Source organism: Aeromonas molluscorum (assembly GCF_051376105.1).
GTDB lineage: Bacteria > Pseudomonadota > Gammaproteobacteria > Enterobacterales > Aeromonadaceae > Aeromonas > Aeromonas molluscorum.
The window spans coordinates 1,781,560-1,804,340 of sequence record NZ_JBPQCY010000002.1 but is presented as its reverse complement, the minus strand read 5'-3'; the positions used below and the strand labels follow the sequence as shown (position 1 = coordinate 1,804,340).

Here is a 22,781-nt window from a genome sequence, read left to right as displayed (position 1 = left end):
ATGGGGAAATTTTGTGCCACTACTGCTTAAATGGCAAGCGCGGCGCCCTCCCCGTTATGTTCTGGCATCATCCGTTCTATACGCGCCGTGATCTTTGCTCGCTCAACGCGCGTCATATCGAGACCTTCCAGATCATCAATCAAGGCGGTCAGCTCTACCATCAGTTGGGCGGCGATCATGCTGCACCCTTGAACAAAGGAAATGAAAAACAAGAAAGGTTGATGTGATCGCGATCACTTAATGATGGCTTCATGCGGTACATAATTGCACTTTCGCTAATAGAAAAGGAGAGTCTTGATGCGTCTGACCACTATTGCTGTCTTGTTACTGATATCCGGATCAGCCAATGCTGGCTGTATCGGATCCGGCAGCCTGAAAAACTGCTATGACGATGATGGCAATGCCTACACCGTCCAGAAGTTCGGTAATTCCACCTATGTCAATGGTTCCAACTCCCGCACCGGGTCACGTTGGAATCAGGATAGCCAGCGGATCGGCAACAGCACCTACACCAATGGTCGTGATGCCGATGGCAACTCCTGGAACAGCACGGCTACCAAAGTGGGCAATTCCACCTTTATCAATGGCAGAGATAGCAACGGTAAATCGTTCTCTAAAATATGCAATGAATATGGGTGTTATTGATGTTAATTAGAAAAATATCTTCGGCTGCGCTTCTTGCATTTTCAGCAAACATATATGCCGGGTATTTAGACGGCAATATGCTTTATGAAAGGTGCGCAACGAAAGAGGAAGAACAGAATTATTATGTTAATGTATCTGATTGTCGCGGGTATATAACCGGGGTAGCTGACATACTTGATGGAATTTCTTTTTGCATACCCCATCAAGTAACTAGGGGGCAGAACGCTGATATAGTAACAAAATATCTAAACGAGCACCCTGAGGATAGACACAAAGATGCAGGGCCGTTAACTGCTTACGCCCTAGCTCTAGCATTCCCATGCCCCCCAAAAAAATAAACGCTGCGAAATAGCCCGCCATTCGGCGGGCTTTTGCTATTTGTACATCGCCTTATATGCTTCTGCCGCTGCTGGTGATTTGGTGTTATTGGTCATTGCAGCTGCCGGAGCGGAGCGACGGAGCTGATCAAACAGCGAACGCTCCGCCTCACGACCATCCCAGAATGATCCTGCCGAGGCTTTTTGCTGAATACTGCCAATCACACCACCAGTACCAGGGCCTGACGCGGCGGCCTGATTCCCTTCTTTGCGTGGAGGTGGACTTGCCGGACTCTGTGTGGCGTGGCTGGCTGGCGCGCTGTCTTTGGCTGCTGGTTGTGGGGCCAAGGATAACCAGTAACTGGCATAGCCACCGCCACCAAACTCACCAAGCAGTTGCTGTGCACCGGGATCTGCTGCCAACGTGTAGCCAAGGGCGTCAATCTCACCAAGCGCCACGGCGCGCTGATCATCGGTCAGCTTGTCGTCCTTCATTAGCTCTGTCTTGCGCTTGGCGAGCTGATCCATGGTGCCCATGATGTTCTTGGCGTGAGACTCGCGGGCCCGCGCACCGGCATTCGCGACAGCAGCCTGTGTTTCGGCAGCATACTTCCGCTCCCACAGGGCCAAGTCATGCTCCCGCTGCTTGGCGTTCTCACTGGACTGCGCCGCAAGGCGAGTTTCGGTGTCAGCTTTGCCGGCATCAATATTCCTCTGAAGCCGAGTCTCTGCCGCCGACAGCTCAGTGGACACCTCCTCCTTACGTTGCGCAGCCTCACGTTGGCGCTGCTGTTCTGCAAATCCGGCGCGCGCGTTGTTTACGGTACCGGCCCCAAATCCCTTGGCCAATGCTGCGAGCAGGCTCATGCTGCACCCCCTTGTTGTTCGGCTTCATCCATCTTCTGTACGATGGCCTGCAATATCTGACTGGCTTCGGCCAGGATCTGGTCGTCGATCACATCGTTCTCGGCGTCCATCTCTTTGAGTTTGTCCATGGCGCGAAACAGGGCGTCAATCTTGCTGTCTGGGTCGGCCACCTTGCCAGATTCCAGCATCTCCCGGCAGCCGACATAGACCGCCTTGACGATCTGTTGTGCCGGTACCTGGCGCCCTGCCTCCCTGGCCTGCTTGAGGATGGTGAAGATGCCGCCCGCGACCGCATCGGCCACCCCCTGGATCTTGTCTTCGCCAGCCCCCAGCCGGCCAGCCACGGCCTGACCACCGTCCCCCAGCAGCGCCGCCTCCAGCATCTGCATCATGCTGGCATGAAGTCCGTCCTCCCCACTGGCCTGTGGCTGCGCTTGCGGTTGACCTGGCGCGGATTGCTGTTGTGCTGCTGCGCCGGGTGCGCCGCCCTGCTGCATGCTCTGAATAAGGCCCATCAGTACCCTCTCTTGCCTGTGGTCACGTTAAAGCGACTCGGATCGTAATAATTGCTATCAAAGGTCAAATCACCAGCTTGATTGTTACTGGTTGGAGTCTGGCGCGGCGGTGGTGTGTAACCTCGGTCGCTGCCTTGGCTCGTGTCATCTCGGCTGATGGTATTGCCAAGTCGCGCGTTGATGTCATTGAGTAGGTTGCCAAGACCAGGGGCCCCTACTGTCAAGCCGCTGCTGATGCCACTGGTAATCAGACTGCCGCCAGGAATGGCTGCACCCAGCAGACTGACTCCGCCCTTCACGGCCGAGTCCCCCACCCCACCATCCCCTAGTTCACCGCGCTGGCCAATCAGTCGCCCTTTATCGAGCTGCTCCATAGCCGCCTTGCGGGTCATACCAGCCAGGTAGTCACCAGGAACATTCATCGCGGCGTTGGTTGCCTGCTGTGCGGCCCATTGCCCCGGTTTCCCCGCAATAGCACTACCAAGCACCCCTGCGCCACGCAAGTTGTTATAGTCGCGAGTTGCGGCATCCATGGATGAACGGTCATCTTCGGATGCCGTTCTCCGCAGAGCCTTCTCCTGAAGGTTGCCGATCACCCCGTTGAAGTTGTCAGTGCCGATGCTCTTGTTGAAGTCATCCTCTGACATGCCATAGCTGGCAGCGCTCCCCATCGAGCTTGGCCCTCCGCCAGAGACGGGGCCCGCCAGCTGGTTGCGCTGCGCATTGAGCGTATCGCCATAGCCTGGGCGCGCATAGGCGGGGGCGCTGGGTGCAGTGGACTGCTTGTAGGTGCCCAGCGTCTTGCTGACGGAGGGCAGCCGATCGCTGACCTTGCTGCCGCCATTCTTGTTGGAGTTATCCTTGGTCATGGCATTGCGCACCGACTCGCCGCCATACATCGAGCCGCCACCGATCGGGCCGATACCGCCCCGACTGCTGGCGGTGCTGGCCGTGTCGTTCTTGCCCTTGTTGCTGCCGCTCTTGCTGGAACTGCTCTTGCTGCCGGATCCGCCGCTATCGTTCCGGCCGCCTCCCTTGCCGCCGCTGGACGAACCGCCGCTACCCCTGCCGGTGTTTCCACTCATCCCGCCGCCGTTGCCGTTGCGCTCCGGGCCTGCGCCGCTCTCCCTGGACATCAGTTGCCCCCCTTCTTGTTCTTCTGGATGTTGGCCAACAGGCCGTTGGTCAGGCTGCCACCCATGGTCATTCCGTCTCCCGCAAGCCCGGGCGTGACCTGGTACTCGATGGGGGTCAGCTGTGGCACGCCATTCTCATCGCGGATCCGGTCTTCACGCGCCCATTCATCGTCGCGCATTCGCTTCTGCGTTTTCTGGGTCTCCCGGTTCTCCATATAGGACCCGCCAGCCACCAGGGCAGAGCCCAGCAGTGTGGCCGCTCCCGGGTTGCTCTGCATCCATGACCCAGCACTGGACAACCCACCAAGCACAGAGCTCACCGCGTTGTCTGCCGCATCCAGAGCGCCAGAGAGCATTCCACCAAAATCAAACATGGCCACCTCCTTAGGTGATCTTCACGCCAGGTAACTGCGTGGTTGGGAACTTGGACCAATCCGGCCGGATGGTGCTGATGTTCGAATAGAGCTGCTGATACATGCCTAGGGTAGAGTTGAGCTCTTTCTTCATGTTGGCTGCCAGGGTTTGCTTGTCGGCCGCTTTCATTGAGCTGTCAGCCATGATGGCCGCATAGCGCTCGTTGTAGCTGCTCATGGCGCTGTCGATGGCCCCCATATACATGCCATGGGTATTCGCCACCACCTGCTGGGCCATCTGCGCAGTTTCCTGCCCGAACTGCTTTTCCAGCACCGTCAGCTGTTGCTGGCGATCCTTCTGCGCCTCAGCGCTGTTCCACTGATTTTGCTGGTTATTGAGGGAGGTCTGATTCTTGAGTTGGACGTCGAGTTGTTTCAGTTCGAGCTGACCCTGCTTATCCAGCGTGCCAATCTGCTGCTGGTAAAGCAGGTCGTCTCTTTGCTTTTGCAGTGATGCGTTCAGGTTCGCCATGTTCTTATCTTGGCCAAACTGATTGGACTGCATGTTCAGTTGCTGCTGTCGATCCAGGGAATTTTGATTACCCTGCCAACCCTGCTGCTTATCCAACATGGTGATCTGCTGTTGTTGGTCAGACCCCTGCATCACACGTTGATGCGTCTGCTGGGCATTTTGCTGGGCAATCGGCAACGCCGCATCCACCATGGCCCGCTGTGCGGCATCGATCCCAATGGTGGAATTGCCCAGGCCGCGCTGGGAAGCCAGCCCCTGCCCCTTGCTCTGGGCAACCCGCATCAGCAACCCTCCCTGATTGAGCGTGGATGACAGCTGATCATTAACGTTGGTGGCATCAAACTTGGGTGGCGTAGGCGTGCCTTGTCGGGCCTGGGTGATGCCCAGTCCTGCCAGATTCTGTACTTCCATTGGGGTTACCTCGGGTTCAGGCCGGGCGGCCGTCGTTCCAGATGCGGGTTTGTTCTTCGCCTGCAAGTCGGCAGGCTGCTTTAAGTTGCTGGATGGTTACCACCACAATGCTGTTATCGTGCAGGGTCCACTCAGTTGTTTCTGTCAGTGAGTCAGCGGCAGTCACTGCGCGCGCAATTCTTCCCTGGCTGAGTTCATCGCCATCAAATACGAGTCCATCAATAGTGACAGTAATGCCATCCACCTTGACTTGCCGGTCGGATTTCCATATTTGATAATCCAGTTTTTCCTGCTCGGCGGCCTGCTGCTGAGCAGTAATAACTTGCCCCCAATCGATCATGACTCCACCTCATATTCAGGAATAGGCACCTCTCCATCCAGCACCTGACAATACTGTTCGAAATGCAGAGGGTAACGAGTCTCCTGGGGGGCATTTGCACCATGAGGGATGAATATGGATAAGTGAACCTCCCCATTAATGCGAGTTATGCCAGATGCAATCCATTCAGAATTCACTGCGAAAGCAGGCAGGGTACCGCCATCCGTCAGCGGGGAAAAATCAAGAGATACCCCATTGAGGATGAGTACGTCCCCATTAACGAAGGCTCTCAAGTGGTCATCCTTTCGAATCGGGATAAATTTTAGTTTCATGGCCACTCCTATTTAGTACCAACGACCAATAGCGATATAGTGCAACCGCGCAGATAAGCCGCTCCATGTGCTTGTAGCCATGTAATAGCACTCTGGGATTTCTGTCGCAGATGGCGTGTCTAATGCACCCTCTGTCACTCCAAGCAGCCCAATGTAAGACGCCCCCCCAGACACCCCATTTCTTGCTGTCAAACCATTAAAAACTGGGGGGGCGACAAATGCGGCAGGATATGCTCGACTAAAAGCGTTTGGGGAGCGGAACAAAGCTCCTTGCGCTATAGGTGGGCCTGCGGATACGGTGATGCTGTGCCGGCAGATCATTGTTCCATCAGCAAACTTTATGTACTCACCGTTGGCATTACTACCTCGCTCAAAAATTGCCCCGGTTAGAACTCCACCGCTCTGCGATACGGCACCAACCGCATTGCCTTTACTGTACGCACCGAGTGTTGCAATGGCGGTCGCTGCATCTTGGTCATCAAGCAGCGTCCTTGCAAACGGAGTGAGCGGAGTGAGTAAAGCTGAATTAACCCCGGTGTAGTACGGGAGCTTATTTTCTGCTGGAGTCAGCCCCTCCAGCGCTGAAACTCCGCCAATTTTGAATGCAGACAGACTCCAGGCGGATTCCAACAATGAACGGCCAATCCTCGATATCAAACGCCCCATATCCACATTATTGGCATCATCACTGGAGTGAAGCGCAAGCTCGTCATGGTAAATACTTGCGCCTACTCCACCAATTGCGTGATGCACTAATACGGAGTAGGTCGCAGTGCTAACCAATGTAGCTGGGAAGTTAATGAACTGACTCCCAGTACCGAACAAGAGATATGATCCAGAGGGCAATGCAGCCCAATCAGCTGCATTGAGATCCCCATAGGTAGTGATCGACAGTAGCGTAGCCTTACCAATAGCAGCCTGTAATTGCCCAAGGCTGACCGCCTCATCACCATTGAGCGCGTCACCCACCCGGACAGGACCATCAAAGCCCTGGCCACCAATATGCGGAGTGGGTAGCTTACCGAATGCTTGGGCGATAGCATCGAATTCCGCCTCCATCGCCAAGCCATCGGCGAGGTCGCCAGGGTTCATTTCAGATAGACGCTCGTAGTAATCGTTAGCCACGTTTGTATCTCCTGGGAATGTACTCAACCGTCATGCCGGCGATGTTGAAACTTGTCTCAAAACTGGATCGACCTGACAGAGCTAAGCTCAACGCAGTGCCAGTGCCGTCCAGAGAAAACACGCGGCTGGACATCTCCGTTTCACTCATCCAATAGAAGTTGTTCCAGCTGGAGTAATTCCATATTCCACTACCACTGACATCAGTGTGCAGGTCCTGCTTGTCGGATGTAATGCCTGGGCGGTAGTCTAGGGACCACGCTAGGCGCGCAGAAAAGCGACCCTGTACCGAGTGCTCAAACTCCACCCCACGCCATGACTTGCGCACCTGTGGCGATCCGAAATGCGAGTACGCCAGTCGCAGCAGCCAGTTGATATCACGCCCGTCGAAGCTAGTCGCGTCGTCATCCAGCTCGAACACATAGCCCTCGGCGTTGGCCAGGGTGAAGAACTGACGCTCAATTAGCTCGTCATAGCGCCACACGTCCAGCACGGGAGAGCCGTAGGATACTTCGGTCGCCTCGATACTACCGTCGGCGTTTATCTTGATGGCCAGATTACGACCGGCGCTGGAATAGAGGCGGTACTGATTGGCGGCGGCGACCTGGGAAGACCCCACCCAGTTGAACTGGCCGATAACGGGCTGGATCTTCTCGCTCGGGTCGAGCAGATTCAGACTAAAGTCGCCGTACTCCTGCACCCGATCCAGTCGCACCAGCCCGCGCTCAGACAGCCCGACGGGGATGAAGGTCGATTGCAGAGTGCCGGCTATCACCCCCACCGACTCGGAGATCACCTTCTGCTGCCAGTCGGTCGGAGATGCCCCGTACAGGGCGACCGTCCTGTTTCGGCAGGTCACCAGCAGCACACCGCCCGCCGTGGTGGTGATGCCGGTTATCTCGTCACCCACGGCGAACTGTTCCGCCCCCAGCAGACCAGACCACGACAGCGGATTGCTGGGACCGGAGTGGATGTAGAAACCGCCCTTGTAGGCGAGGAACAGATGATCGGCGTGCGCCTCCACCAGGCTTGGCTTGTCGTCCGCATCATCGCCGTTGGCAATAAGTGGCACCATGCGCCCATCTTCCCGCAACTCGATAGCCCGCTGCACGCCCGAGGCCAGATAGGCGCGGCGCATCGACGGGTCACCAAAGAAGTTGAACACACAGGTGTCGTACTTCCCTTCTGCCTTGAGCGTCATGTCAGACACTGCCTGCACCTCGGCGAAGGCTGCCAGCTTGTACAGAGTGACCGAGGTGTTGCCGGGCACGGCCTTGCTGTGGGGGTTGCTCAGGATCAGGGTGTGGATGGTTCCAGTCTTGAGCAGGTAACTGACCACCTTGAACCAGGTTGTGCCTACCAACGCATACCATCCAGCCGCATCCGCTGCCGCGATGGTGCCGCCACCGAGTTGGTTGGTGGCAGTGTCAGCCGTAGGAGTTGCCCCGTTGGTCAGGGCAACTGAAAGCGTCACTGCGTTGGTGGAAGCAGGGGGGGTGTGCAGGATGTCGCCAAACGCCACTGTCTGGCCGTTCGGCACTGTACAGGTACCCACATCCCCTGCCGCCACCAACTGGGCAACCACATCTACCACAGTGCCGCTGGAGTGCTTGATCAGCTGCATGTCACCATCATCCAGCCCGTATCCGTCACGGATCAGGAATTGCTTACCCATGGCGCCGACTGCCTGCCAGCCGGTACCCGTGGCTTTGAACAGGGCCGCCTCGCTCACACTCTGGTCACGAATGGCAAACACCGCATCGCTCAAGGCCACCACACAGCGCACCGGGCCTATACCTGGAACTGCACCTATAAAGGTGCGGCGCCAGTCGGCAGCCTTGGCAGATGCAATAATGGCGTCACTCTGTTGTCGAGCCGCACGCGATGGGCCGTGCGTCAGGGTGAAAGCCTGCCCAGCAATGGTGAAGGTGGCTCCCATCACCAGTGACGGGTCAGACAAGGACCCGATGAAGGCATCCCCGCCGCTGGTGTGCAGCAGGACACCAGATCCCCCAATCCAGGTGACTGCCGGGAACCCGTCAGAAGACGGGAGTGCGACACTGCCATCCGTGCGGAACAGATAGTACCCCTTGGTCTGCGACGGTTGCGGATGACCGTCAAAGCGATCGTATCCCAAGGTGCGCCGGTAGCCCTGGGTTACACCCGGCTCAACGTTGATCGCTGAAATGGCAAATCCTGGATTGCGGGCAATGGGCGGGGTGGCGAAATCCAGCCCGCCGCCCAGCATCACGGTGGCAAACTTTCGCTCAGGTAAGATCACAGGGAGCCCCCAGCGCAGAAGCTCAGGCTCTGCGAGATGTACTTCTTGCAGAGGATTCCGTGCCACGTTGCAAACTCGTCTTCACCGCGAGCAATCAGCTCTTGGGCCAGTTCGGTGATCGCCATCTTGCGCAGGGCGTTCCAGACGATCACGACGTGGTACGCCTCATCGATGAACGGAGTATCGCTGTCGTTGGTCAGCACCTGCAGAGAGGTTGGTGTGTCACTGGTCAGCCAGTCCCAATCTGCCCGGGAGGTCTGGAGCTTGATCCAGGACTCCCTGATCGCCTCGACATAGCGCAGGTTGCGGCCGGTCTGCCCTGTGACGGTTTCCGGACCACTACCGAGATCCTGGCACTCGGCTCGCAGCCGCTGGCACAACTCGAGGAAGGTCATGATTAGCCGACCAGGCTGACCGGGTAGGACTGCACGGTGCGAGGGATGAGGGAGCCGTCGTCGTGCTGCTCGTAGCGCATCTCGGTAGCCTGCATCAGCACCTGGTAAACGGGCTCCGGCACCTCGGCCACGGTTTCACGCTTGATGATGTAGGCGACACCATTGACGGAGGCGTACACATCATCATTGCCGCGACTTTGGGGATCACGGGAAATCCGAATCTTGACGCGCTTGGTTGCGTTGATTTCGCGCTGCTCAGTGGTGGGGGCACCGGTAATCGCTTCCGCGCTCGGGGCGGTACTTGCGTCGCGGTTGACGCCATTCGCCCGCTCCTGCTCGATGATCTCGGCAACCAGCTTGTCACGGCTGGTATTGGCAGCCTTGTCGATGCCGAAGTTCTCGGACAGGTATTTGCGCAAGTCGGCAGGTGCGGCGTTGTTGAGGTCGATCAATTCCATGGTGCTTTTCTCCAGAAAAAGAAAAGGCCCGCACTTGGCGGGCCTATGGTTGGTTGCGGATTAGAGGGCGGTAACCGCGACCTCGATACGGGTCAGCCACAGCTCGTTGAGGCGAACCGCGGCAAACCAGCTTTTCCAGGAGGCGGAGCCACGCTGACCGAGCGGGTCACCACCACGCGGGGTGTTGGGGTTCAAGATCATCGGCACGATGGAACCCGGGCCGCCATTACCCTTGAGCGGGACGATGCCAAAGCTGTTCTGACTCAACACCACCATGGGGTACACGTCAGCACTGGTACCGCCAGTGGACACCATAGTGCCTTTGGCGCCACCTGCATCCGGCAGAGAGGTCAGCACCGGGGAGAGCACAAAGCGGAACTCCTCCACGGACCCGATCTCTTCCGGGCACAGCGGCTGACGGGTGCCATACTCGGCAACCGACTTGAAGCCAGCCAGGCCGCGAATGTCAGAGTCGCAGTCGGTGTGCGCAACCACCACAAAGGCAGCCTCGACCGGCTTGGTGTTCACGCTGACGGATGGGGCCAAGATCTTGGTGATCTTCTTGGCTCGCTGCTTCTTGAGCGAACGAGAGGCCAGGCGCAGCTTGTTGAGGCTGATCGCTGTGTTCACGCCATTACGGGCGGTGCCGTTGGCGTAGATCACGCTGGTGCCGCCAGAGATAACACCCCAGGTCAGCACTTCGAACGTCTCTGCGGCCTGCTCGCCCAGCAGCATTTGCACATCCTGCAGCACAGGGTCTTCGTGGGTGTCGGCGATCACATCGGTGATCTCGGTCCACGCGCCGTATTGCGCCATGCCGACAGTCACATCTTGGTAGGCCATCTTTTGGCTGGACGGGGTAACACCCTCGGCCAGCGGAGTGGTGGCCGCAGCGAACGGCACCGGGCGGCGGAACTTGACGGTTTGACCCTTATTCTTGGGCTGCGGCTTGGGGTCACCAAACTTTTGCAACACAAGGATCGGCTCGGCGTGCTCGAGCATCTTCACTTCGGCGATAATGCCAACACGCGGGGAGATATCCCCGTAGGTAGTAGTAGCCATGTCTTATCTCTCCTGAATCAGTATTTGCGCTGCGCCAGTCGCTTATCCGCATCGGCTGCGGCACGGCTGAATGCAGAGGACTCATCCCCTGTATCCACCGTGGCGCGGCCCTGGCTGCCGCCGAGCGGAGCCATGTCTGCCAATTTGCGCTGGCGCTGCGCGTTGCGTTGGGCTTGAGCTTGGAGCTGGGTGGACTTATAGAGGGTCAGCACCACATCGGCATCTGCTGCACTGTCAGAGTTGGCGATACCCTGCAAAGAGACTGGCTGCTGGGCGATCCAGGCTTGAAACTCCTGACTCACCACAACCTTTTCAGCATCGGGGTGCCGACGCATCAGCTCGTCAGTCTCAATGGTGATCAGCTCTTCGTGCTGACGGGCCTTTGCCTGCTCACGCAGTTGGGCAACCGGCTCCTTTACTTGCGAGATTTCGCTGCGCAGCCCATCGCGCAGAGCATCAGCAACACCTTGCATATGGTCAGCAATGTCGGGGTAATCCTCGCGCATCGCTGCGATACGGCTTTCCAGGGCGTCGAGTTGGCGGGTGGCGTCCTTACCATCCCCCTGCTTGTCAGCCTGCTGGATGCTGTTGATCTGCTCATTGAACTGGCGCTCTTTCTCGGCAAGTTGCCGCTGTGTAGCGGCATAGCGACCGTTGGCGGAGCGAGCGGCCTGAGCCTCCCGATCCCGGTCAGCTAACAGCGATTGCAGATAGGCGCGCTGCTCGGGGGATGCATCAGAAAACAGGTCACCTTCGGATGCGGCTTGCTGCTCAGCAGCAGAGGCGGCCTCCTGTTGATGCTGCTCATCGTCGCCAGTGGTGGCGCCAGTCTGATTGTCTCCGTGCTGCTCGTCGTTTTGCGGCTCGCTGGTTGCGGGCTCACCACGCAAACGCGCGTCAGCGGCACCAGCAGCCTGTGCGAACACGTCCAGATCGCGGCCAGCGGCGGCGTCCTGGTGGGCTTCTGTTGCGGCTTGGTCGTTCAGGTGATCCATGTAAAATCTCCAAAAAAAAGCCCGCACAAGGCGGGCTAAAGTGGCTTGCCGGAATTACTCGGCTGGTGTGAAATCGTTGATGAGCTTGTCGAGCAAACGGATCTGGGCTCGGGTGGCCTGGGTCTGCTCGTGCTCCATGTCCTGCTCCAGGTCAGAGCGCAGCTGCTTGAGCCGGCCCTGCAGGTGCAGCAAGACGGTATTGGTGTCCTGGCTACGGGTGAGCATGGTGGTCTCAGCTCACCACGGATGGGTTATCAGGGCGCGGAGTGCCGTTCAGATCAGCCAAGGCATCAGCCTCCGTCAGTACGGGCTTGGACAACTCACACTTGAGGCGCCACCCTTCCAGTTTCCACAACTCGGCGCGAGCCTTGGATTCGGCATCGCGGATCGCATACTTGGCGCCAAACTCAGCATTGAAATTGGCAGGATCGGCGCAGGCCGTCATGCCTATCGCCAGAGTAAAGCCATTGGCTGCGATGGCGGTTGCCACTGTGGTCGTGGTACCCGGGATTACCTGGGTGTGATAAGTCACACCAGCCATCAGACCATCGATCTGCTCTGGGGTGATGCACGGTGCAGTCAGGTGCAGCGCCTCGATATCGCGCTCCATCTCAACGTCCAGTTGCTTGGTCATGCCTGCTCCAATAAAAAACCCGGCACATGGCCGGGTTGAATGCTGTGGGCGCCAGAAACGCAAAACCCCGCACGAAGCGGGGCAAATGAGACTCTGGCAGTCTTGGGTCTATTTTGTGCCACCCGCTGGAAAAGTCAACTACTCCAACCCGTAATTCCCGTTAGGCGGCAGGAACTGCTTCATCTTCACCTCGGCCATGAACTTCTGTGTGTCGTGAGCCTGCTGCTTGTCCAGCTTCTCAAGCTCTATCATCAATTGCGCCTGGCTCATCTGCTTGGCCTGGGCCAGCTTCATCAGTTCGATGCGCTCGCGGCGCTGGCTGTCCTCATGCTGCAACTGCATAGTGGCAAGCTTGTACTGGCTGGAGAACTCCAGCTCCATTTGCTTGAGTGATGCCTGCATCTGTGCCGCCTGCAGGGCGCTGGCACTCTTCATCTGGGCAAGCTGGGTCTCATGGTCAAACTTGGCCTGGGCCAGCTGCTGCTCCATCTGCAACTTAATGAGCGCCGGGTCTTGCTGGCCGGCATCTTGCTGCTGCTTGATGGCAGCGTCGTACTCTTCCTGGCTGCGCAGCACCTTGGCATTGTCGATGTGCATGGACTGAAACAGGGTCTTCATCGCCTCATACGGCTTGAACATCGGTGCAAAGGTCGGGTTCTGGGTGTACTTGTCCAGGATTTGGGTCAGTTGGGCGGTCTGGATCTCCTTGACCAGCAGCGCACTGGTGCCCCTGGCCTGCACCTCGAAATCGCCCTTGATGGCTGCGTCTTCGCCGAACTGCATATTCCAGTTGTAGAAGCGCCGGATCATGGGTTTGGTGATGTTGTCGTCATACTCCTTCACCTGCTGGCGGCGCACGGCGTTGGCGGCGTTCATCAGCATGCTCATGCCACCCAAGGTCGGCGTAACCTGCCCCTGCTCACCCTGGCTTATCATCGGCACCCCAGCCTCGCGGTCGAGCAGGGAGAGCGCCAGTTGCAGGATGTTGGCCATGTCACTCTGCCGGCTTTCGAAGTGGAACACCCCGAATGCCTTTTGCACCTCTGCCCACTGCACGTTGGAATCCATTTCCCACACTTTGAATGGCGTGGCCTCCCAACTGCCATCAACCGGGCTGATCAGGCGCTTGTTCACCACCACCTGCGGCCCCACCGTTTTGGCGGCATTGTCCAGCATGGCGCGCCAAGCGCTGTTGATGATGCGCTGCGGGTGGCGCATCAGGTACGGCATGGACAGGCCGAAGATGCTGCCCTCGTCCGGTTCGCAGACATAGACTGAGTAAGGCCACTCCATGGTGTCCATTGGGTTGATGGTCACCTTCAGGATCACGTCACCGGAGAAAATGGCAACGCCATCAAACTCGCGCCCCTCCATCCCGGTGATGTCCACCCCGGCAACCAGCAGCACCTCAGCGGGGATCGGGCCGTGATAGGTCCAGACCTCAAACCGGGAGTCTTGGTTGGTTGGATTGAGCCCACACAGGTAACGGATCTGGTCAACGAATTCTGCGTAACGGGTGCGGGTCGAAGAGGGGTCTTGCGCCAGAAGCTTTTCAACCTGATCCGAGATGAAACCCATAGACTCCAGATTGAGCAGCCTGCGCAGCTCCTTCTTGGTCATATACTCCCGCTCGTAGACGAACTCGCAATCGTCCCAACGGGTAGCCCCCATATCCGGCACGAAGTCCCAGGGCAGCACGCAGCGAGCCCCTGGCTTGAGATCTTTCACAATCTCAACCGACCATGAGCCATCCTGGCCGGGCAGCCATGCCTGCTTGATGGCACTCTCCACGATGGGGCCTTTGATGATCCCGGTACCTATCTTGGCGGCGTAGTGCAGCATCCGGCGCGATTCGGCGTTGTAGTCGCAGGCGATCAGCTGGTCATCGATCGTCTTTTCCATTGCTGTCGCGGCGGCCTGGGCAGCGGCCAGCATATCCGCAGCCTGCTGAGCCTCGGTCGTTGGCTGTTGCTGCCCATCCATGCCCTGCTGCACACCTTTGGCCAGCATGGAAAGCTTCGGATCCGGTGATGGAGCGATCCCGTAGTTCTTGTCATCGACCGGGAACAGCATATCCCCCATCTGGGCAGCCCATGCGTCGGTCTTCTCGCGGGTGATGTTGACGAAGGCCTGCGACTTCTTGGCCTCCTCCAGCTCCTTGATAAAACTAGACTCGTACTCCCCGCGATACTGACGCAGGTCATCAAGCCAGCGCTGCTCAACAAGGCTGCGCTGCTGCAGCTGATGCTCGATATCGCGAAAGCGACTGGCACCAAACAGATCGAGGGGCGAGAGCTGTTCCACCATCTCAGAGGATAGTGTGATTTCAGTCGGGTTTTGCATGGTGTCAGTATCCTGTTACAGAGTCGGCGGCGCGCTGCGCTGCCCTGGTGGCATTGCTATCGATGGTTTTCTTGCGGTCACGTTCCGGCATGGCACCCAGGCACAGGTACTGGGTGGCGTCTGCCGGATGGGAATACTGGTTCTTGTCTGGCTGGTCGGTGTACTTGGTAGCTCCCGACACGTTGAGCTGCTTATACTGGTAGCCAGTCTCGAAGGCCTTGATGATGACTCGGCAGTGCGGACTGATGATGAGCGCCGGCTGCCCCTTGCCGACAAGGCGAGATAGCCACCACCTGACCCCCTCAAGGCGAGCCATCAGGTTGTTGGTGTGCGCAGGCTCTGCGTTCATCCCCTTGTTGCCAAGCACCTCGAAGCAGGTGGTTTCGTCTGCCTGACTGCGGCCCACACCTGCTGGGTCCCCCCAGATAGTGAACTCCATGTTGGCGTAGCGGCTGGCCAGTAGCGGAGACAGTTGCTCATCTATGAATCGTTCGATCCCCATGCCGGTGGCCACCACCTCATCCAGGATCCGCAACTGCCCGAAGGCGGTGATCTGGCCGATGAGGGCAGCCGGGGTTAGGCCGAAGTCCATGCCGATGATGATGGGCAGCGACTTGATGGGGCCCAGCTTGTCCTTGGCGACATGCAGATCTCGATTGAAGTGGTCGATGAATACCGGCTTGCCGGTGGCCACCGTGGCAAAGCGGTTGCAAATGCGCGACCTCACCCAGTTGAGCGTCTTACCGCCGAGCTGGTCGAACCAAGCGTCGAAACCTTTCTTGTTGTTCTTCACGTTCTCAGCGTTGGGGTTGGCGACGAACCGGCGACCCAGGTAGTCACGGAAATAGCCGGCATCAATCAGTGCTTGCAGGTCTGGCGACATCGGCGCACCGGGTGATACCTCGACCAAGGCTCCCGGCTGCTCGTAGAAACTCCAACCGACCGGCTTGAGCGGGTTGCCGTCATCGTCCTGGCCGTGCTCGAACTCATGCCACCAGTGGTCTTCATCCGGTGAGTTGGTGTCCATGATGAGCCCGCACCACGTTGGGCCGCCGTCCTTACCGGATGGGTAACGGGCCTGCACCGCCCGGGATGCCGCCTCGTTCACGATGTTCAGGTCGAGGAACTGAGCCTCATTTATCCAGACACCGGTCATCTCAAGGGACAGCATTTTGCGAATGTCCTTGGGCCTGTCCATCGATAGGAAGAAGAACTCTGCCTCAATGACGGTCTTGCCGTCCGGGTGCGGTATGCGCATAAAGCCCACGATCGGGGCATCAAACTTGATGGGGCACACCTCTTCCGGGATCCAGTCCTGGAAGGTCTTGATGACCGTGGCCTTGAGTTCCCCGTAAGTGTTCCTAATGCACACCCAGCGCGTCTTGCGCACACCGTCGGCGTTGGGCTCCTGGTTGATGGACACATCCAGCATGAACATCACGCAGCCCACCGACTTGCCAGAGCCGACCGGCCCACGAACGGCGGCGATCATGGGCCGATCCCGGTGGATTTCCTCGAATGTCGGGCTCGGTGAATATGTGATGGTTCTAACCTCCATCGCCACCGCCCTGATTCATAAAGCCCAGATTCCACATCACCTGGACACCGCTGCTCTTGCCCTTGCGCAGGATCTCGTACTCGACCTTGGCCTTGGCAGTGAGCGCGCGGTCTTTCTCCATCAGCACGGTCTTGTGCTTGGTGCTCTCGACGATATAGGGGATCTCGACGATGGTTTTCTCGAGCTGCATGATGCGGCCAAGCACGCTATCCATGGCGCTCGTCGTTCTGGTGTAGAGCTTGTAGAGGTCCATGCGCTGCTCTATGTCCAGCTCATCCTCTGGCAACTCCAAATCCTTGGCGATGCGCCCCAGGGTAATGACCCCGTTCCGGAAGCCGCAACGCATGGCAAGCAGCTCGTCGGACAGGTTGGCTCGCACCGCATCTTCGATCACCTCATCGGGAAAGAACTTGGCATACACACCGTGCCGCTGGGCAGGCTGGGCCACTTTACTGGTGCGAGGCTTGGGGGTTTTCTTGCGGTGGTCGCGGTCTGGATTGAGCGCGTCATTCACCGTGCCAGCAGTGCGACGCGGCGACCGCTTCGCTGGCGGCTTCTTGTCTGATTTCTCGGTCATGGTTATCTGGTACAGCGCTCCAGTGCGTCGATGTAATCGAGCAGGCGAGCCGTGGACTCACCAGAAAGAGAAACCCCGCCATCAGCGGCGGGGTTCCATTCCAGACGTGGGGCTGGCGGTGGGCAATTAGGGTTTATGCTCGTCGTCGCGCACCCGGTCAGAAGCAGCGCCAAAGCGATCGGCAAAGCGCCCTTGCGGGTCAGCGTGATTCGCATCGTGATCCTCCTGTATCTCTCTGGCCCGTTGCAGGCGGAGCGCCCGCATCAACTCGTCAGCGAACAGCTCCAGCAACTTGAGGATGGCGTTCACTGCCTTCGCGCCTTGTCTGCTGGCAGGTTCAGCGCCACCTTGTCCAGGATCTTGGCGAGCCCAGCCAGGAAGGCTTGCACCTTGCCGATGATCTCATCGTCCCGAGTGGACGGGGTAATGGCCGCTATCTGGGCCAACCCCTGCACAATCATCGACGCCGCACCGACGACAGCCAGCAGGATCAGCAGCCAATTCATCGCTATTTCGATAATGTTTTCCATTCCTACCTCACAGGTTACAAATCCGGCTCAGCCAGCCGTAGGCATTGGCCTCCTGCGACTCCTGACGTTCAGCCAGGGTGATGCAGTGGGCAATTCGAAGGGAGTTCACTGCCTCGGCCAGCAGCCGCTTGCCGCCAGCACCGCGTGCCTTGAGGTAACTCTCCAGCGCAGAAAGAGAACGGGGCCCGATGGCCCCGTCTACTTTCATATCTGGATAGAGTTTCTGTCGATCGTTCAGCACATTCAGCAGGCGCTGGAAGTCTGTGGCCGCTCGACCAGGGCCTGAGTTGACCCCGTAATCAAACAGGTAAGTGGCCAGGTCGGCATCGAACACCTCGATGATGGAGAGGCGTAACTGGTTCCAGAAGGAGGTGTAGACCTTGATCGCCTCGCTCTTGGGGTAGTCACGCATGTGACCGGAGTAACCGAACTGGCGCGCAGTGGCCTGGGTCACACCCCAGCGAGTGGGGCCGCCGCGATCCTCTGCTCGGTCGGTGAACTTCTCCCCGCCCTCACGCTCAATAACCTCGTCAATAACTTGCAAACGGATGCTCATCACACGCCCCCTTTATCAGAAAAACCAAACCGACGCCGGAGGAATAGCTCGATCATGAACAACCCACGCCCCCCCATGTGCCCAGTAATGCCGGTGGCGACCGCCGTCATGTACCAGCTCATCTGCATTTCAGTGCATAGATACGCCATCAGCAGCCCAGCAAAACCAGATATAGCCAGTTCGCCCACCCACTCAGCCAGCGAGAAGGTCAACGCCTTGTTCGACTTCAATCGGCCAATGTAGCTTGCCGTGCCTCCCCATAGGGCCAGCACGACCATCCAGATATAACCACCCCCGGGACCGGCGAGGCTGGATAGCCAGCTGGCCCCTTCTCGTCCCCCGCCGTTCATGTCCATTCGATTCCCCAATAAAAAAGCCCGCACGAAGGCGGGCCAGACACGAAAAAGCCGGGCTCAATAAGAGTCCGGCTATGATGGGGAGATTTTGTGCCACACGTCAGCAAATAGCAAGCAATCGCAGATATTGGCTGGCGTCGGATTATTGACGGCTGGAGTTTTTGAGCATCAGCCCCATGCCGGTGTAAGCGGCAATTCTCACATCACTGCGTGCGCTTTGAGTCCCATTCTCTAGCGCTGCAACGAGTAGCCCTTCATCAATAATTCCGCTCTCACCAATGGCAAGTAGTGAGGCAATCTTTACATCAGCGCGCGCATCTTTCACACCAACCAGTAAGGCATTAATCAGCTTCTCTTCGTTTGTCATTGCACACTCCCGTGTTTACTTTATTTTCCGGTACCGCTCCACCTGCTGGAGGAAGTAGGCCTGCATCTCACCCTTGTAGTTGCTGGCCTCACTCTCCGCAGGTGTCTTGATCTCCGGGTTCCTTTCCTTCCAGACCGCATAGGCGGCCGCCTTTTCCACCTCCACCCGCTCTTGTTGCTCGGGTGTCAAACTGCAAAGGTTGTGGCTCATAGTGCCCTCCCGCTGCCGATGATACCCCACGCAGCGGAGAGGAAAAGAAAAAGGCGCCACATGGGCGCCTAATCTGGGATGCCGGTCACCGGTACGTGTTCGCGTTTCTACCGTGCCTTACCTATCTGCGGCCGTAGTGGGCGAATTGGGCCTCCCTCCACACACATACAGGTCGTCATTCGTGCGGTGTGCCACTATCACTGTCGGGCAGCCTGCCTGTGCCAGCATCCACCCTCAGCCCAGTAACCACGGGGCCCTCAGCTTATCAGCTGGCGTCTAACTGTACTATTAATAGGCGATCGCACAATCCGACGAGTATTCAGTCTTGTCCCTACTGTCGAATGATCGGAGAATGGCGAAATTGAAAGCAGGACACTAGCGAAACCAAGTCAAACACAGGAGATACCTATGACTGAAAGATTCTACCCAACGCCCATGGAGGGCATATATGGAAAAAAAGCAGATAAACCAGAAAGAGGTGCAACGCAGTTCGGCGAAAGCCGGAAAGACAAAGGCCTCACAGTTCATAACTGCAAGGCCTCTTAAGTTCATCGAAAAACTGCTATCAACAGTTGAATCGTTTGAACAACTCCTAAAGCTAGCCAACCGAATCGCCAAACTCTACCGGCTAGTGAACGATGCAATCGATCAAATCAAGGATGTTTTTCTGTAACCAAGGCCCTTCGGGGCCTTTTTACTTCTTGGGATTAGGCGTAACTGTGTGTTGCGCTTATCCATGGGCTGAATATTGCCCATTACTGCCCATACCGTCAATTAATAGCGCAGTATTATTTTCAAAAAATTCCCTCTCAAGCAGCCTTTGCCTTATCCAGGTACTGGTGAAACGCCCGAACCGCGTCACTGTAGCAATAGTGCAGTTCCTGAGCTGCGCTGCGCTCTGCATCGGTGGCCAGTGCCGGGGCGGAGATGTATCCGGCGTGGCAGTGCGGGCAGGCGTGCGGCTTTGGCTTGGTGAGTTCCCCGGTGCCGGAGCAGGCTGGGCAGCGACCGCCCTGGGTATCCCGCTCACAGCGAGAGAGGATGAGGGCCCGCACGCGAGCAGCGTTATTGTGGTCCCCCAGCAGCTCCAGCTCCCGGGCTCGCTTTGCTTCACGGCGGCCATATGGGTGGTGGCGCTTGTAGAGGCGCAGCAGTCGCTCGCTGTCGCCGTTCAGTTCAGCAACGCTCATCACCGCGCTGACCGGGTAACTGGTAACCAGTTGGCGCAGGGCGATGCCGTCACTCAGGTGGCGGGCACGCAGCACCGCCACCCCGACCGGGTGCAGACGCTCGGCATGCGCCAGGGCGGCCAACACCTCCTCCCGGCCCATCCCATCCGCAGAGCGACCAGCGCGCTGTGACTCTGCTTCGATGGATACCGCCTTGGGGGCGTGCAGTTTGATAAGAAGCTCGATACTCATGGGTTGGTCCTCTGGTCTTGGTCCTGATTGAAAGCGGCAAGCAGCCAGGCGCGAAGCTGGCCAGATTTGATGTGCTCGGGGGTGGCCTCGATGACAGTCCACCCAAGCAGGGCAGCCTCGTTCATCTTGGCGCGGTCCTCTACGAACCCCCTCCCCCTGGTGTGCCGGCCGCCGGAGTGGATACCACCGTGGATCTCGACGGCGATCATGTGGGTGGGCCACGCGAAATCGAGGCGCCACTTGCGGCGCGGGTGGAATACCAGTTCTGTGGTTGGTTCTGGGAAGCCGACGAGCTGGGCCAATACTCGCTGGTGCAGGGTGTCCACCTGCTGCGCTTTCTTGGCCTGTTCCACGACTCTCTTGGCTTTCGGGTGCTTGCTGAGTAGGCGGCCGGCCTCAATAGCGGATAGGTGGATCATTCGAGGTAGGTCTCCATGAAGCTGACCTTGGCATCCTCAAGCTGCCCAAGCAGGGTGAAAGGCTGATGCCCGTTGGCCACTGCCCTGGTGCAGGATCCATCACCGTTTACGGTAACGATAAGGCAGTTGACCACCTCACCGCGCCTGGCGCTATCCAGCATGCCCTCAAGGGTGGAGATCACGTTCACCCCTGATTCCTTCTTGATCTCGCTCAGGTTGACCACTTTTCCGCTCATGCCGCCCTCCCGATGGTGTTCTTGCGCAGTGCAGCCACTTCCCGGGCTACCTGCTCCAGCAGATCCTCCTCGCTACCGTGCTCGGCCTGCCAGCTCTTTGGTGCTGCGTGGAAGCCGGTGGGGTAACAGGCGCGGTGGTGCCGGGGGCAGAGCGGCAGCACTCTGGTGTGCTCGGCGCGCTGGGCCATGCCAGACCCAGAGCGCACATGATGGATTTCAGCGGGAGTGGCGCCGTAACCCGCATTGCGGCAGGCAACGCACCCCAGAGAGGCGACGTCGGAGAGATGCTGCTTGTCAGCCTTGGTTTTGCTCATCGCGCGCTCCTTTCATCGTGTGAGCCTGTAGCGATTGCAAGTCCAGCAAGGTGAATGCTCCGCCTTTTTGCGGGCGCCAACCTGCCGTATCGATATGGATCACGTTACCAAGCACCACCGGGCTGCTCATTGGGGTGTGACCAACAACGAGGGCATGCACATCAGGTACGCCGCTTTCATCTCCGAGCTCCACACGCCGACGTGACCACATGCAGGCGTTCTTAATGGAGCGCAGCAATCCAAGGTTCCCCTCTGCACCGTCCTCAAGTTTTTCAATCAGGTAGCGCCAGGACGGGAATGGGCAATCCGCATGGATCAGGCCAATCAACCCATTCGGCGTATCCACTTCGATGGCGATCGGCAGCTCACGGAACTGGGCTGCATACTCGCCACGCTCCACATCAAGCAGGGACATGAACCAAGCCCCTCCGTTCTGCAACCAGTTTCCTGTGTCGCAGGTGTCGTGACGGCACACATAGTCGTCGTGGTTGCCGCGTACCGGGTGGAACCATGGCTTACTCAGCCACTCCAGCACCAGCTCACACTCTGGCCCCCGATCTACCAGATCGCCAACAGAGAACAGGCGATCGCACGCTGGATCGAACCCCACCCTGTCGAGCGCCCGTTGCAGCAGGGTGAAGTGACCGTGGATGTCGCCGACCGCGAAGTCTCGCCCCGCGGTATTCGCTGAAAATTTCTTTACCAGTGAGCTCATGCTGCAGCCCTCCCGTATGCCGCCACCCAGTCGAAGCCACGGCGGGATTCATCCCCGAACCGCACGCCCTGCTGGGCACCGAAAGACTGGGCCAGCTCGATGAGATCGCGCATCTCGCGCACTGTCATCTTGGAGGTGGACTTACCCAGCACCACGAAGCCGTTGCCGTCGATATTCGGCACAGCGTCCTGCTGGTACAGGGCGGCAGACAGGACGTGCTTCCAGTCCTCCTTGGAGAGCTTGCGACCGTGCCAGTCCACCTGTTCGGCGATGTCGGTCATGACAGCCCAAAACAGGGCGTTCTGGGCCAGCGAGCGGGTCATCTCCTTGATTTCGATGACCAGCGGCTTGTCCTGGTCAACCGGCAAGCCGGCAACCAGCTGGCAGGCGCGGGACCGGATATCAGGGCTGCGGAGGAAATACTTGGGATAGGAGTTCATACCACACCCCCAACCAGCACGGCTGGCACCTTCACGAAGCCACCAAACTTGGCGGACACGATAGCGCGGCAGAGGGCGATGAGTGCGGTTTCCCCGCGAGAACCATCAAGGTCGCGGCTAGGCACATATGCGTAGGGAATGCCATCTGGCACTCCAGGCTCAATGCCAACGTCATAATTGTCCCGCAGCGGTCCGCCCTGCGCCCAGTCAGTGGAGAACTTCGGGAGCGGTGCATTGGTCTTCCCATCAAGCACCCAAAACTCACCTTTGAACGGGTATGGCATCAGGCCGTCAGCCTCAGCCACAGCCCAGTCAAGCGCCCTACCAGACAGGTCATTGATGCGCACTTCGACAGATTCAATCAT

35 protein-coding genes are annotated in these 22,781 nt (G+C 58.3%); 3 read left to right on the top strand and 32 right to left on the bottom strand.

The window, feature by feature from the left end:
- Window positions 1-26: 26 nt before the first annotated feature.
- The gene (locus ACSMDR_RS18865) at window positions 27-179 is read right to left on the bottom strand and encodes a hypothetical protein (RefSeq protein ID WP_436469264.1); all 153 of its coding nucleotides are present in this window, start codon (window positions 177-179) and stop codon (window positions 27-29) included.
- Window positions 180-297: 118 nt separating this feature from the next.
- Here ACSMDR_RS18865 and ACSMDR_RS18860 point away from each other — a divergent pair, with 118 nt between their 5' ends.
- Window positions 298-645: a hypothetical protein gene (locus ACSMDR_RS18860; RefSeq protein WP_436469263.1), complete on the top strand. Its 348-nt coding sequence runs from the start codon at window positions 298-300 to the stop codon at window positions 643-645.
- Window positions 645-983: a Rap1a/Tai family immunity protein gene (locus tag ACSMDR_RS18855; RefSeq protein WP_436469262.1), complete on the top strand. Its 339-nt coding sequence runs from the start codon at window positions 645-647 to the stop codon at window positions 981-983. The genes ACSMDR_RS18860 and ACSMDR_RS18855 overlap by 1 nt, the downstream gene beginning before the upstream one ends.
- A 36-nt stretch (window positions 984-1,019) precedes the next feature.
- Here the strand turns inward: ACSMDR_RS18855 and ACSMDR_RS18850 are convergent, their stop codons facing one another.
- The 24 genes from ACSMDR_RS18850 to ACSMDR_RS18735 all read right to left on the bottom strand — a co-directional run bounded on the left by ACSMDR_RS18850 (window position 1,020) and on the right by ACSMDR_RS18735 (window position 18,871).
- A complete protein-coding gene (locus ACSMDR_RS18850) occupies window positions 1,020-1,829 on the bottom strand; it encodes a hypothetical protein (RefSeq protein ID WP_436469261.1) in 810 nt (269 codons plus the stop codon).
- The gene (locus tag ACSMDR_RS18845; protein ID WP_436469260.1) at window positions 1,826-2,344 is read right to left on the bottom strand and encodes a hypothetical protein; all 519 of its coding nucleotides are present in this window, start codon (window positions 2,342-2,344) and stop codon (window positions 1,826-1,828) included. Before ACSMDR_RS18845 ends, ACSMDR_RS18850 begins: the two co-directional genes overlap by 4 nt.
- Window positions 2,344-3,480 carry a hypothetical protein gene (locus tag ACSMDR_RS18840; RefSeq protein WP_436469259.1) on the bottom strand — a complete coding sequence of 379 codons (1,137 nt, stop codon included), beginning with the start codon at window positions 3,478-3,480 and terminating at the stop codon, window positions 2,344-2,346. The genes ACSMDR_RS18845 and ACSMDR_RS18840 overlap by 1 nt, the downstream gene beginning before the upstream one ends.
- Window positions 3,480-3,854 (bottom strand): hypothetical protein, encoded by a 375-nt coding sequence (locus ACSMDR_RS18835; RefSeq protein WP_436469258.1) that lies wholly within the window; start codon window positions 3,852-3,854, stop codon window positions 3,480-3,482. Before ACSMDR_RS18835 ends, ACSMDR_RS18840 begins: the two co-directional genes overlap by 1 nt.
- Window positions 3,855-3,864: 10 nt before the next feature.
- Window positions 3,865-4,776 carry a hypothetical protein gene (locus ACSMDR_RS18830; protein WP_436469257.1) on the bottom strand — a complete coding sequence of 304 codons (912 nt, stop codon included), beginning with the start codon at window positions 4,774-4,776 and terminating at the stop codon, window positions 3,865-3,867.
- A 16-nt stretch (window positions 4,777-4,792) separates the two neighbouring features.
- Complete coding sequence (locus ACSMDR_RS18825; protein WP_436469256.1) at window positions 4,793-5,116, bottom strand: DUF4376 domain-containing protein; 324 nt, start codon at window positions 5,114-5,116, stop codon at window positions 4,793-4,795.
- Window positions 5,113-5,427: a hypothetical protein gene (locus ACSMDR_RS18820; protein WP_436469255.1), complete on the bottom strand. Its 315-nt coding sequence runs from the start codon at window positions 5,425-5,427 to the stop codon at window positions 5,113-5,115. The genes ACSMDR_RS18825 and ACSMDR_RS18820 overlap by 4 nt, the downstream gene beginning before the upstream one ends.
- 12 nt (window positions 5,428-5,439) lie before the next feature.
- On the bottom strand, window positions 5,440-6,552 hold the full coding sequence (locus tag ACSMDR_RS18815) for a hypothetical protein (protein ID WP_436469254.1): 1,113 nt from the start codon (window positions 6,550-6,552) through the stop codon (window positions 5,440-5,442).
- Window positions 6,545-8,830 (bottom strand): hypothetical protein, encoded by a 2,286-nt coding sequence (locus ACSMDR_RS18810; protein ID WP_436469253.1) that lies wholly within the window; start codon window positions 8,828-8,830, stop codon window positions 6,545-6,547. The genes ACSMDR_RS18815 and ACSMDR_RS18810 overlap by 8 nt, the downstream gene beginning before the upstream one ends.
- A complete protein-coding gene (locus ACSMDR_RS18805; RefSeq protein ID WP_436469252.1) occupies window positions 8,827-9,225 on the bottom strand; it encodes a hypothetical protein in 399 nt (132 codons plus the stop codon). The genes ACSMDR_RS18810 and ACSMDR_RS18805 overlap by 4 nt, the downstream gene beginning before the upstream one ends.
- A gap of 2 nt (window positions 9,226-9,227) precedes the next feature.
- Window positions 9,228-9,683, bottom strand: a complete 456-nt coding sequence (locus tag ACSMDR_RS18800) for a hypothetical protein (RefSeq protein WP_436469251.1) — start codon at window positions 9,681-9,683, stop codon at window positions 9,228-9,230.
- Between the two features lie 60 nt (window positions 9,684-9,743).
- Window positions 9,744-10,745 (bottom strand): N4-gp56 family major capsid protein, encoded by a 1,002-nt coding sequence (locus tag ACSMDR_RS18795; protein WP_436469250.1) that lies wholly within the window; start codon window positions 10,743-10,745, stop codon window positions 9,744-9,746.
- Window positions 10,746-10,762: 17 nt separating this feature from the next.
- The gene (locus ACSMDR_RS18790) at window positions 10,763-11,740 is read right to left on the bottom strand and encodes a hypothetical protein (protein WP_436469249.1); all 978 of its coding nucleotides are present in this window, start codon (window positions 11,738-11,740) and stop codon (window positions 10,763-10,765) included.
- 54 nt (window positions 11,741-11,794) lie between these two features.
- On the bottom strand, window positions 11,795-11,965 hold the full coding sequence (locus ACSMDR_RS18785; protein ID WP_436469248.1) for a hypothetical protein: 171 nt from the start codon (window positions 11,963-11,965) through the stop codon (window positions 11,795-11,797).
- A gap of 7 nt (window positions 11,966-11,972) precedes the next feature.
- Complete coding sequence (locus ACSMDR_RS18780; protein ID WP_436469247.1) at window positions 11,973-12,374, bottom strand: Gp49 family protein; 402 nt, start codon at window positions 12,372-12,374, stop codon at window positions 11,973-11,975.
- A 138-nt stretch (window positions 12,375-12,512) separates the two neighbouring features.
- Complete coding sequence (locus ACSMDR_RS18775) at window positions 12,513-14,717, bottom strand: portal protein (RefSeq protein ID WP_436469246.1); 2,205 nt, start codon at window positions 14,715-14,717, stop codon at window positions 12,513-12,515.
- Between the two features lie 4 nt (window positions 14,718-14,721).
- Window positions 14,722-16,209, bottom strand: coding sequence for a TerL (locus ACSMDR_RS18770; protein WP_436469245.1), 1,488 nt, complete (start codon window positions 16,207-16,209; stop codon window positions 14,722-14,724).
- A gap of 55 nt (window positions 16,210-16,264) precedes the next feature.
- On the bottom strand, window positions 16,265-16,852 hold the full coding sequence (locus tag ACSMDR_RS18765) for a hypothetical protein (protein WP_436469244.1): 588 nt from the start codon (window positions 16,850-16,852) through the stop codon (window positions 16,265-16,267).
- 126 nt (window positions 16,853-16,978) lie between these two features.
- Complete coding sequence (locus ACSMDR_RS18760; protein WP_436469243.1) at window positions 16,979-17,161, bottom strand: hypothetical protein; 183 nt, start codon at window positions 17,159-17,161, stop codon at window positions 16,979-16,981.
- The gene (locus tag ACSMDR_RS18755) at window positions 17,158-17,382 is read right to left on the bottom strand and encodes a hypothetical protein (RefSeq protein ID WP_044303401.1); all 225 of its coding nucleotides are present in this window, start codon (window positions 17,380-17,382) and stop codon (window positions 17,158-17,160) included. The genes ACSMDR_RS18760 and ACSMDR_RS18755 overlap by 4 nt, the downstream gene beginning before the upstream one ends.
- Window positions 17,383-17,389: 7 nt before the next feature.
- A complete protein-coding gene (locus ACSMDR_RS18750; RefSeq protein ID WP_436469242.1) occupies window positions 17,390-17,938 on the bottom strand; it encodes a glycoside hydrolase family 108 protein in 549 nt (182 codons plus the stop codon).
- A complete protein-coding gene (locus tag ACSMDR_RS18745; protein ID WP_436469241.1) occupies window positions 17,938-18,294 on the bottom strand; it encodes a phage holin family protein in 357 nt (118 codons plus the stop codon). The genes ACSMDR_RS18750 and ACSMDR_RS18745 overlap by 1 nt, the downstream gene beginning before the upstream one ends.
- A 142-nt stretch (window positions 18,295-18,436) precedes the next feature.
- Window positions 18,437-18,661 carry a hypothetical protein gene (locus tag ACSMDR_RS18740; protein ID WP_436469240.1) on the bottom strand — a complete coding sequence of 75 codons (225 nt, stop codon included), beginning with the start codon at window positions 18,659-18,661 and terminating at the stop codon, window positions 18,437-18,439.
- A gap of 15 nt (window positions 18,662-18,676) precedes the next feature.
- The gene (locus ACSMDR_RS18735; protein WP_436469239.1) at window positions 18,677-18,871 is read right to left on the bottom strand and encodes a DUF3283 family protein; all 195 of its coding nucleotides are present in this window, start codon (window positions 18,869-18,871) and stop codon (window positions 18,677-18,679) included.
- A gap of 448 nt (window positions 18,872-19,319) precedes the next feature.
- Here ACSMDR_RS18735 and ACSMDR_RS18730 point away from each other — a divergent pair, with 448 nt between their 5' ends.
- Complete coding sequence (locus ACSMDR_RS18730; RefSeq protein WP_373969327.1) at window positions 19,320-19,544, top strand: hypothetical protein; 225 nt, start codon at window positions 19,320-19,322, stop codon at window positions 19,542-19,544.
- 136 nt (window positions 19,545-19,680) lie between these two features.
- Here the strand turns inward: ACSMDR_RS18730 and ACSMDR_RS18725 are convergent, their stop codons facing one another.
- The 7 genes from ACSMDR_RS18725 to ACSMDR_RS18695 are packed head-to-tail and all read right to left on the bottom strand — an operon-like array spanning window position 19,681 to window position 22,781.
- The gene (locus tag ACSMDR_RS18725) at window positions 19,681-20,292 is read right to left on the bottom strand and encodes a hypothetical protein (protein WP_436469238.1); all 612 of its coding nucleotides are present in this window, start codon (window positions 20,290-20,292) and stop codon (window positions 19,681-19,683) included.
- Entirely contained in the window at window positions 20,289-20,711 is a 423-nt protein-coding gene (locus ACSMDR_RS18720) for a putative endonuclease domain-containing protein (RefSeq protein ID WP_436469237.1), read from the bottom strand. The genes ACSMDR_RS18725 and ACSMDR_RS18720 overlap by 4 nt, the downstream gene beginning before the upstream one ends.
- Window positions 20,708-20,947: a hypothetical protein gene (locus ACSMDR_RS18715; RefSeq protein WP_436469236.1), complete on the bottom strand. Its 240-nt coding sequence runs from the start codon at window positions 20,945-20,947 to the stop codon at window positions 20,708-20,710. Before ACSMDR_RS18715 ends, ACSMDR_RS18720 begins: the two co-directional genes overlap by 4 nt.
- A complete protein-coding gene (locus tag ACSMDR_RS18710; RefSeq protein WP_436469235.1) occupies window positions 20,944-21,261 on the bottom strand; it encodes a Ref family recombination enhancement nuclease in 318 nt (105 codons plus the stop codon). Before ACSMDR_RS18710 ends, ACSMDR_RS18715 begins: the two co-directional genes overlap by 4 nt.
- Window positions 21,242-21,976, bottom strand: coding sequence for a metallophosphoesterase (locus tag ACSMDR_RS18705; RefSeq protein WP_436469234.1), 735 nt, complete (start codon window positions 21,974-21,976; stop codon window positions 21,242-21,244). Before ACSMDR_RS18705 ends, ACSMDR_RS18710 begins: the two co-directional genes overlap by 20 nt.
- Window positions 21,973-22,416, bottom strand: coding sequence for a recombination protein NinB (locus ACSMDR_RS18700; RefSeq protein WP_436469233.1), 444 nt, complete (start codon window positions 22,414-22,416; stop codon window positions 21,973-21,975). Before ACSMDR_RS18700 ends, ACSMDR_RS18705 begins: the two co-directional genes overlap by 4 nt.
- The gene (locus ACSMDR_RS18695; RefSeq protein ID WP_436469232.1) at window positions 22,413-22,781 is read right to left on the bottom strand and encodes a phage protein NinX family protein; all 369 of its coding nucleotides are present in this window, start codon (window positions 22,779-22,781) and stop codon (window positions 22,413-22,415) included. Before ACSMDR_RS18695 ends, ACSMDR_RS18700 begins: the two co-directional genes overlap by 4 nt.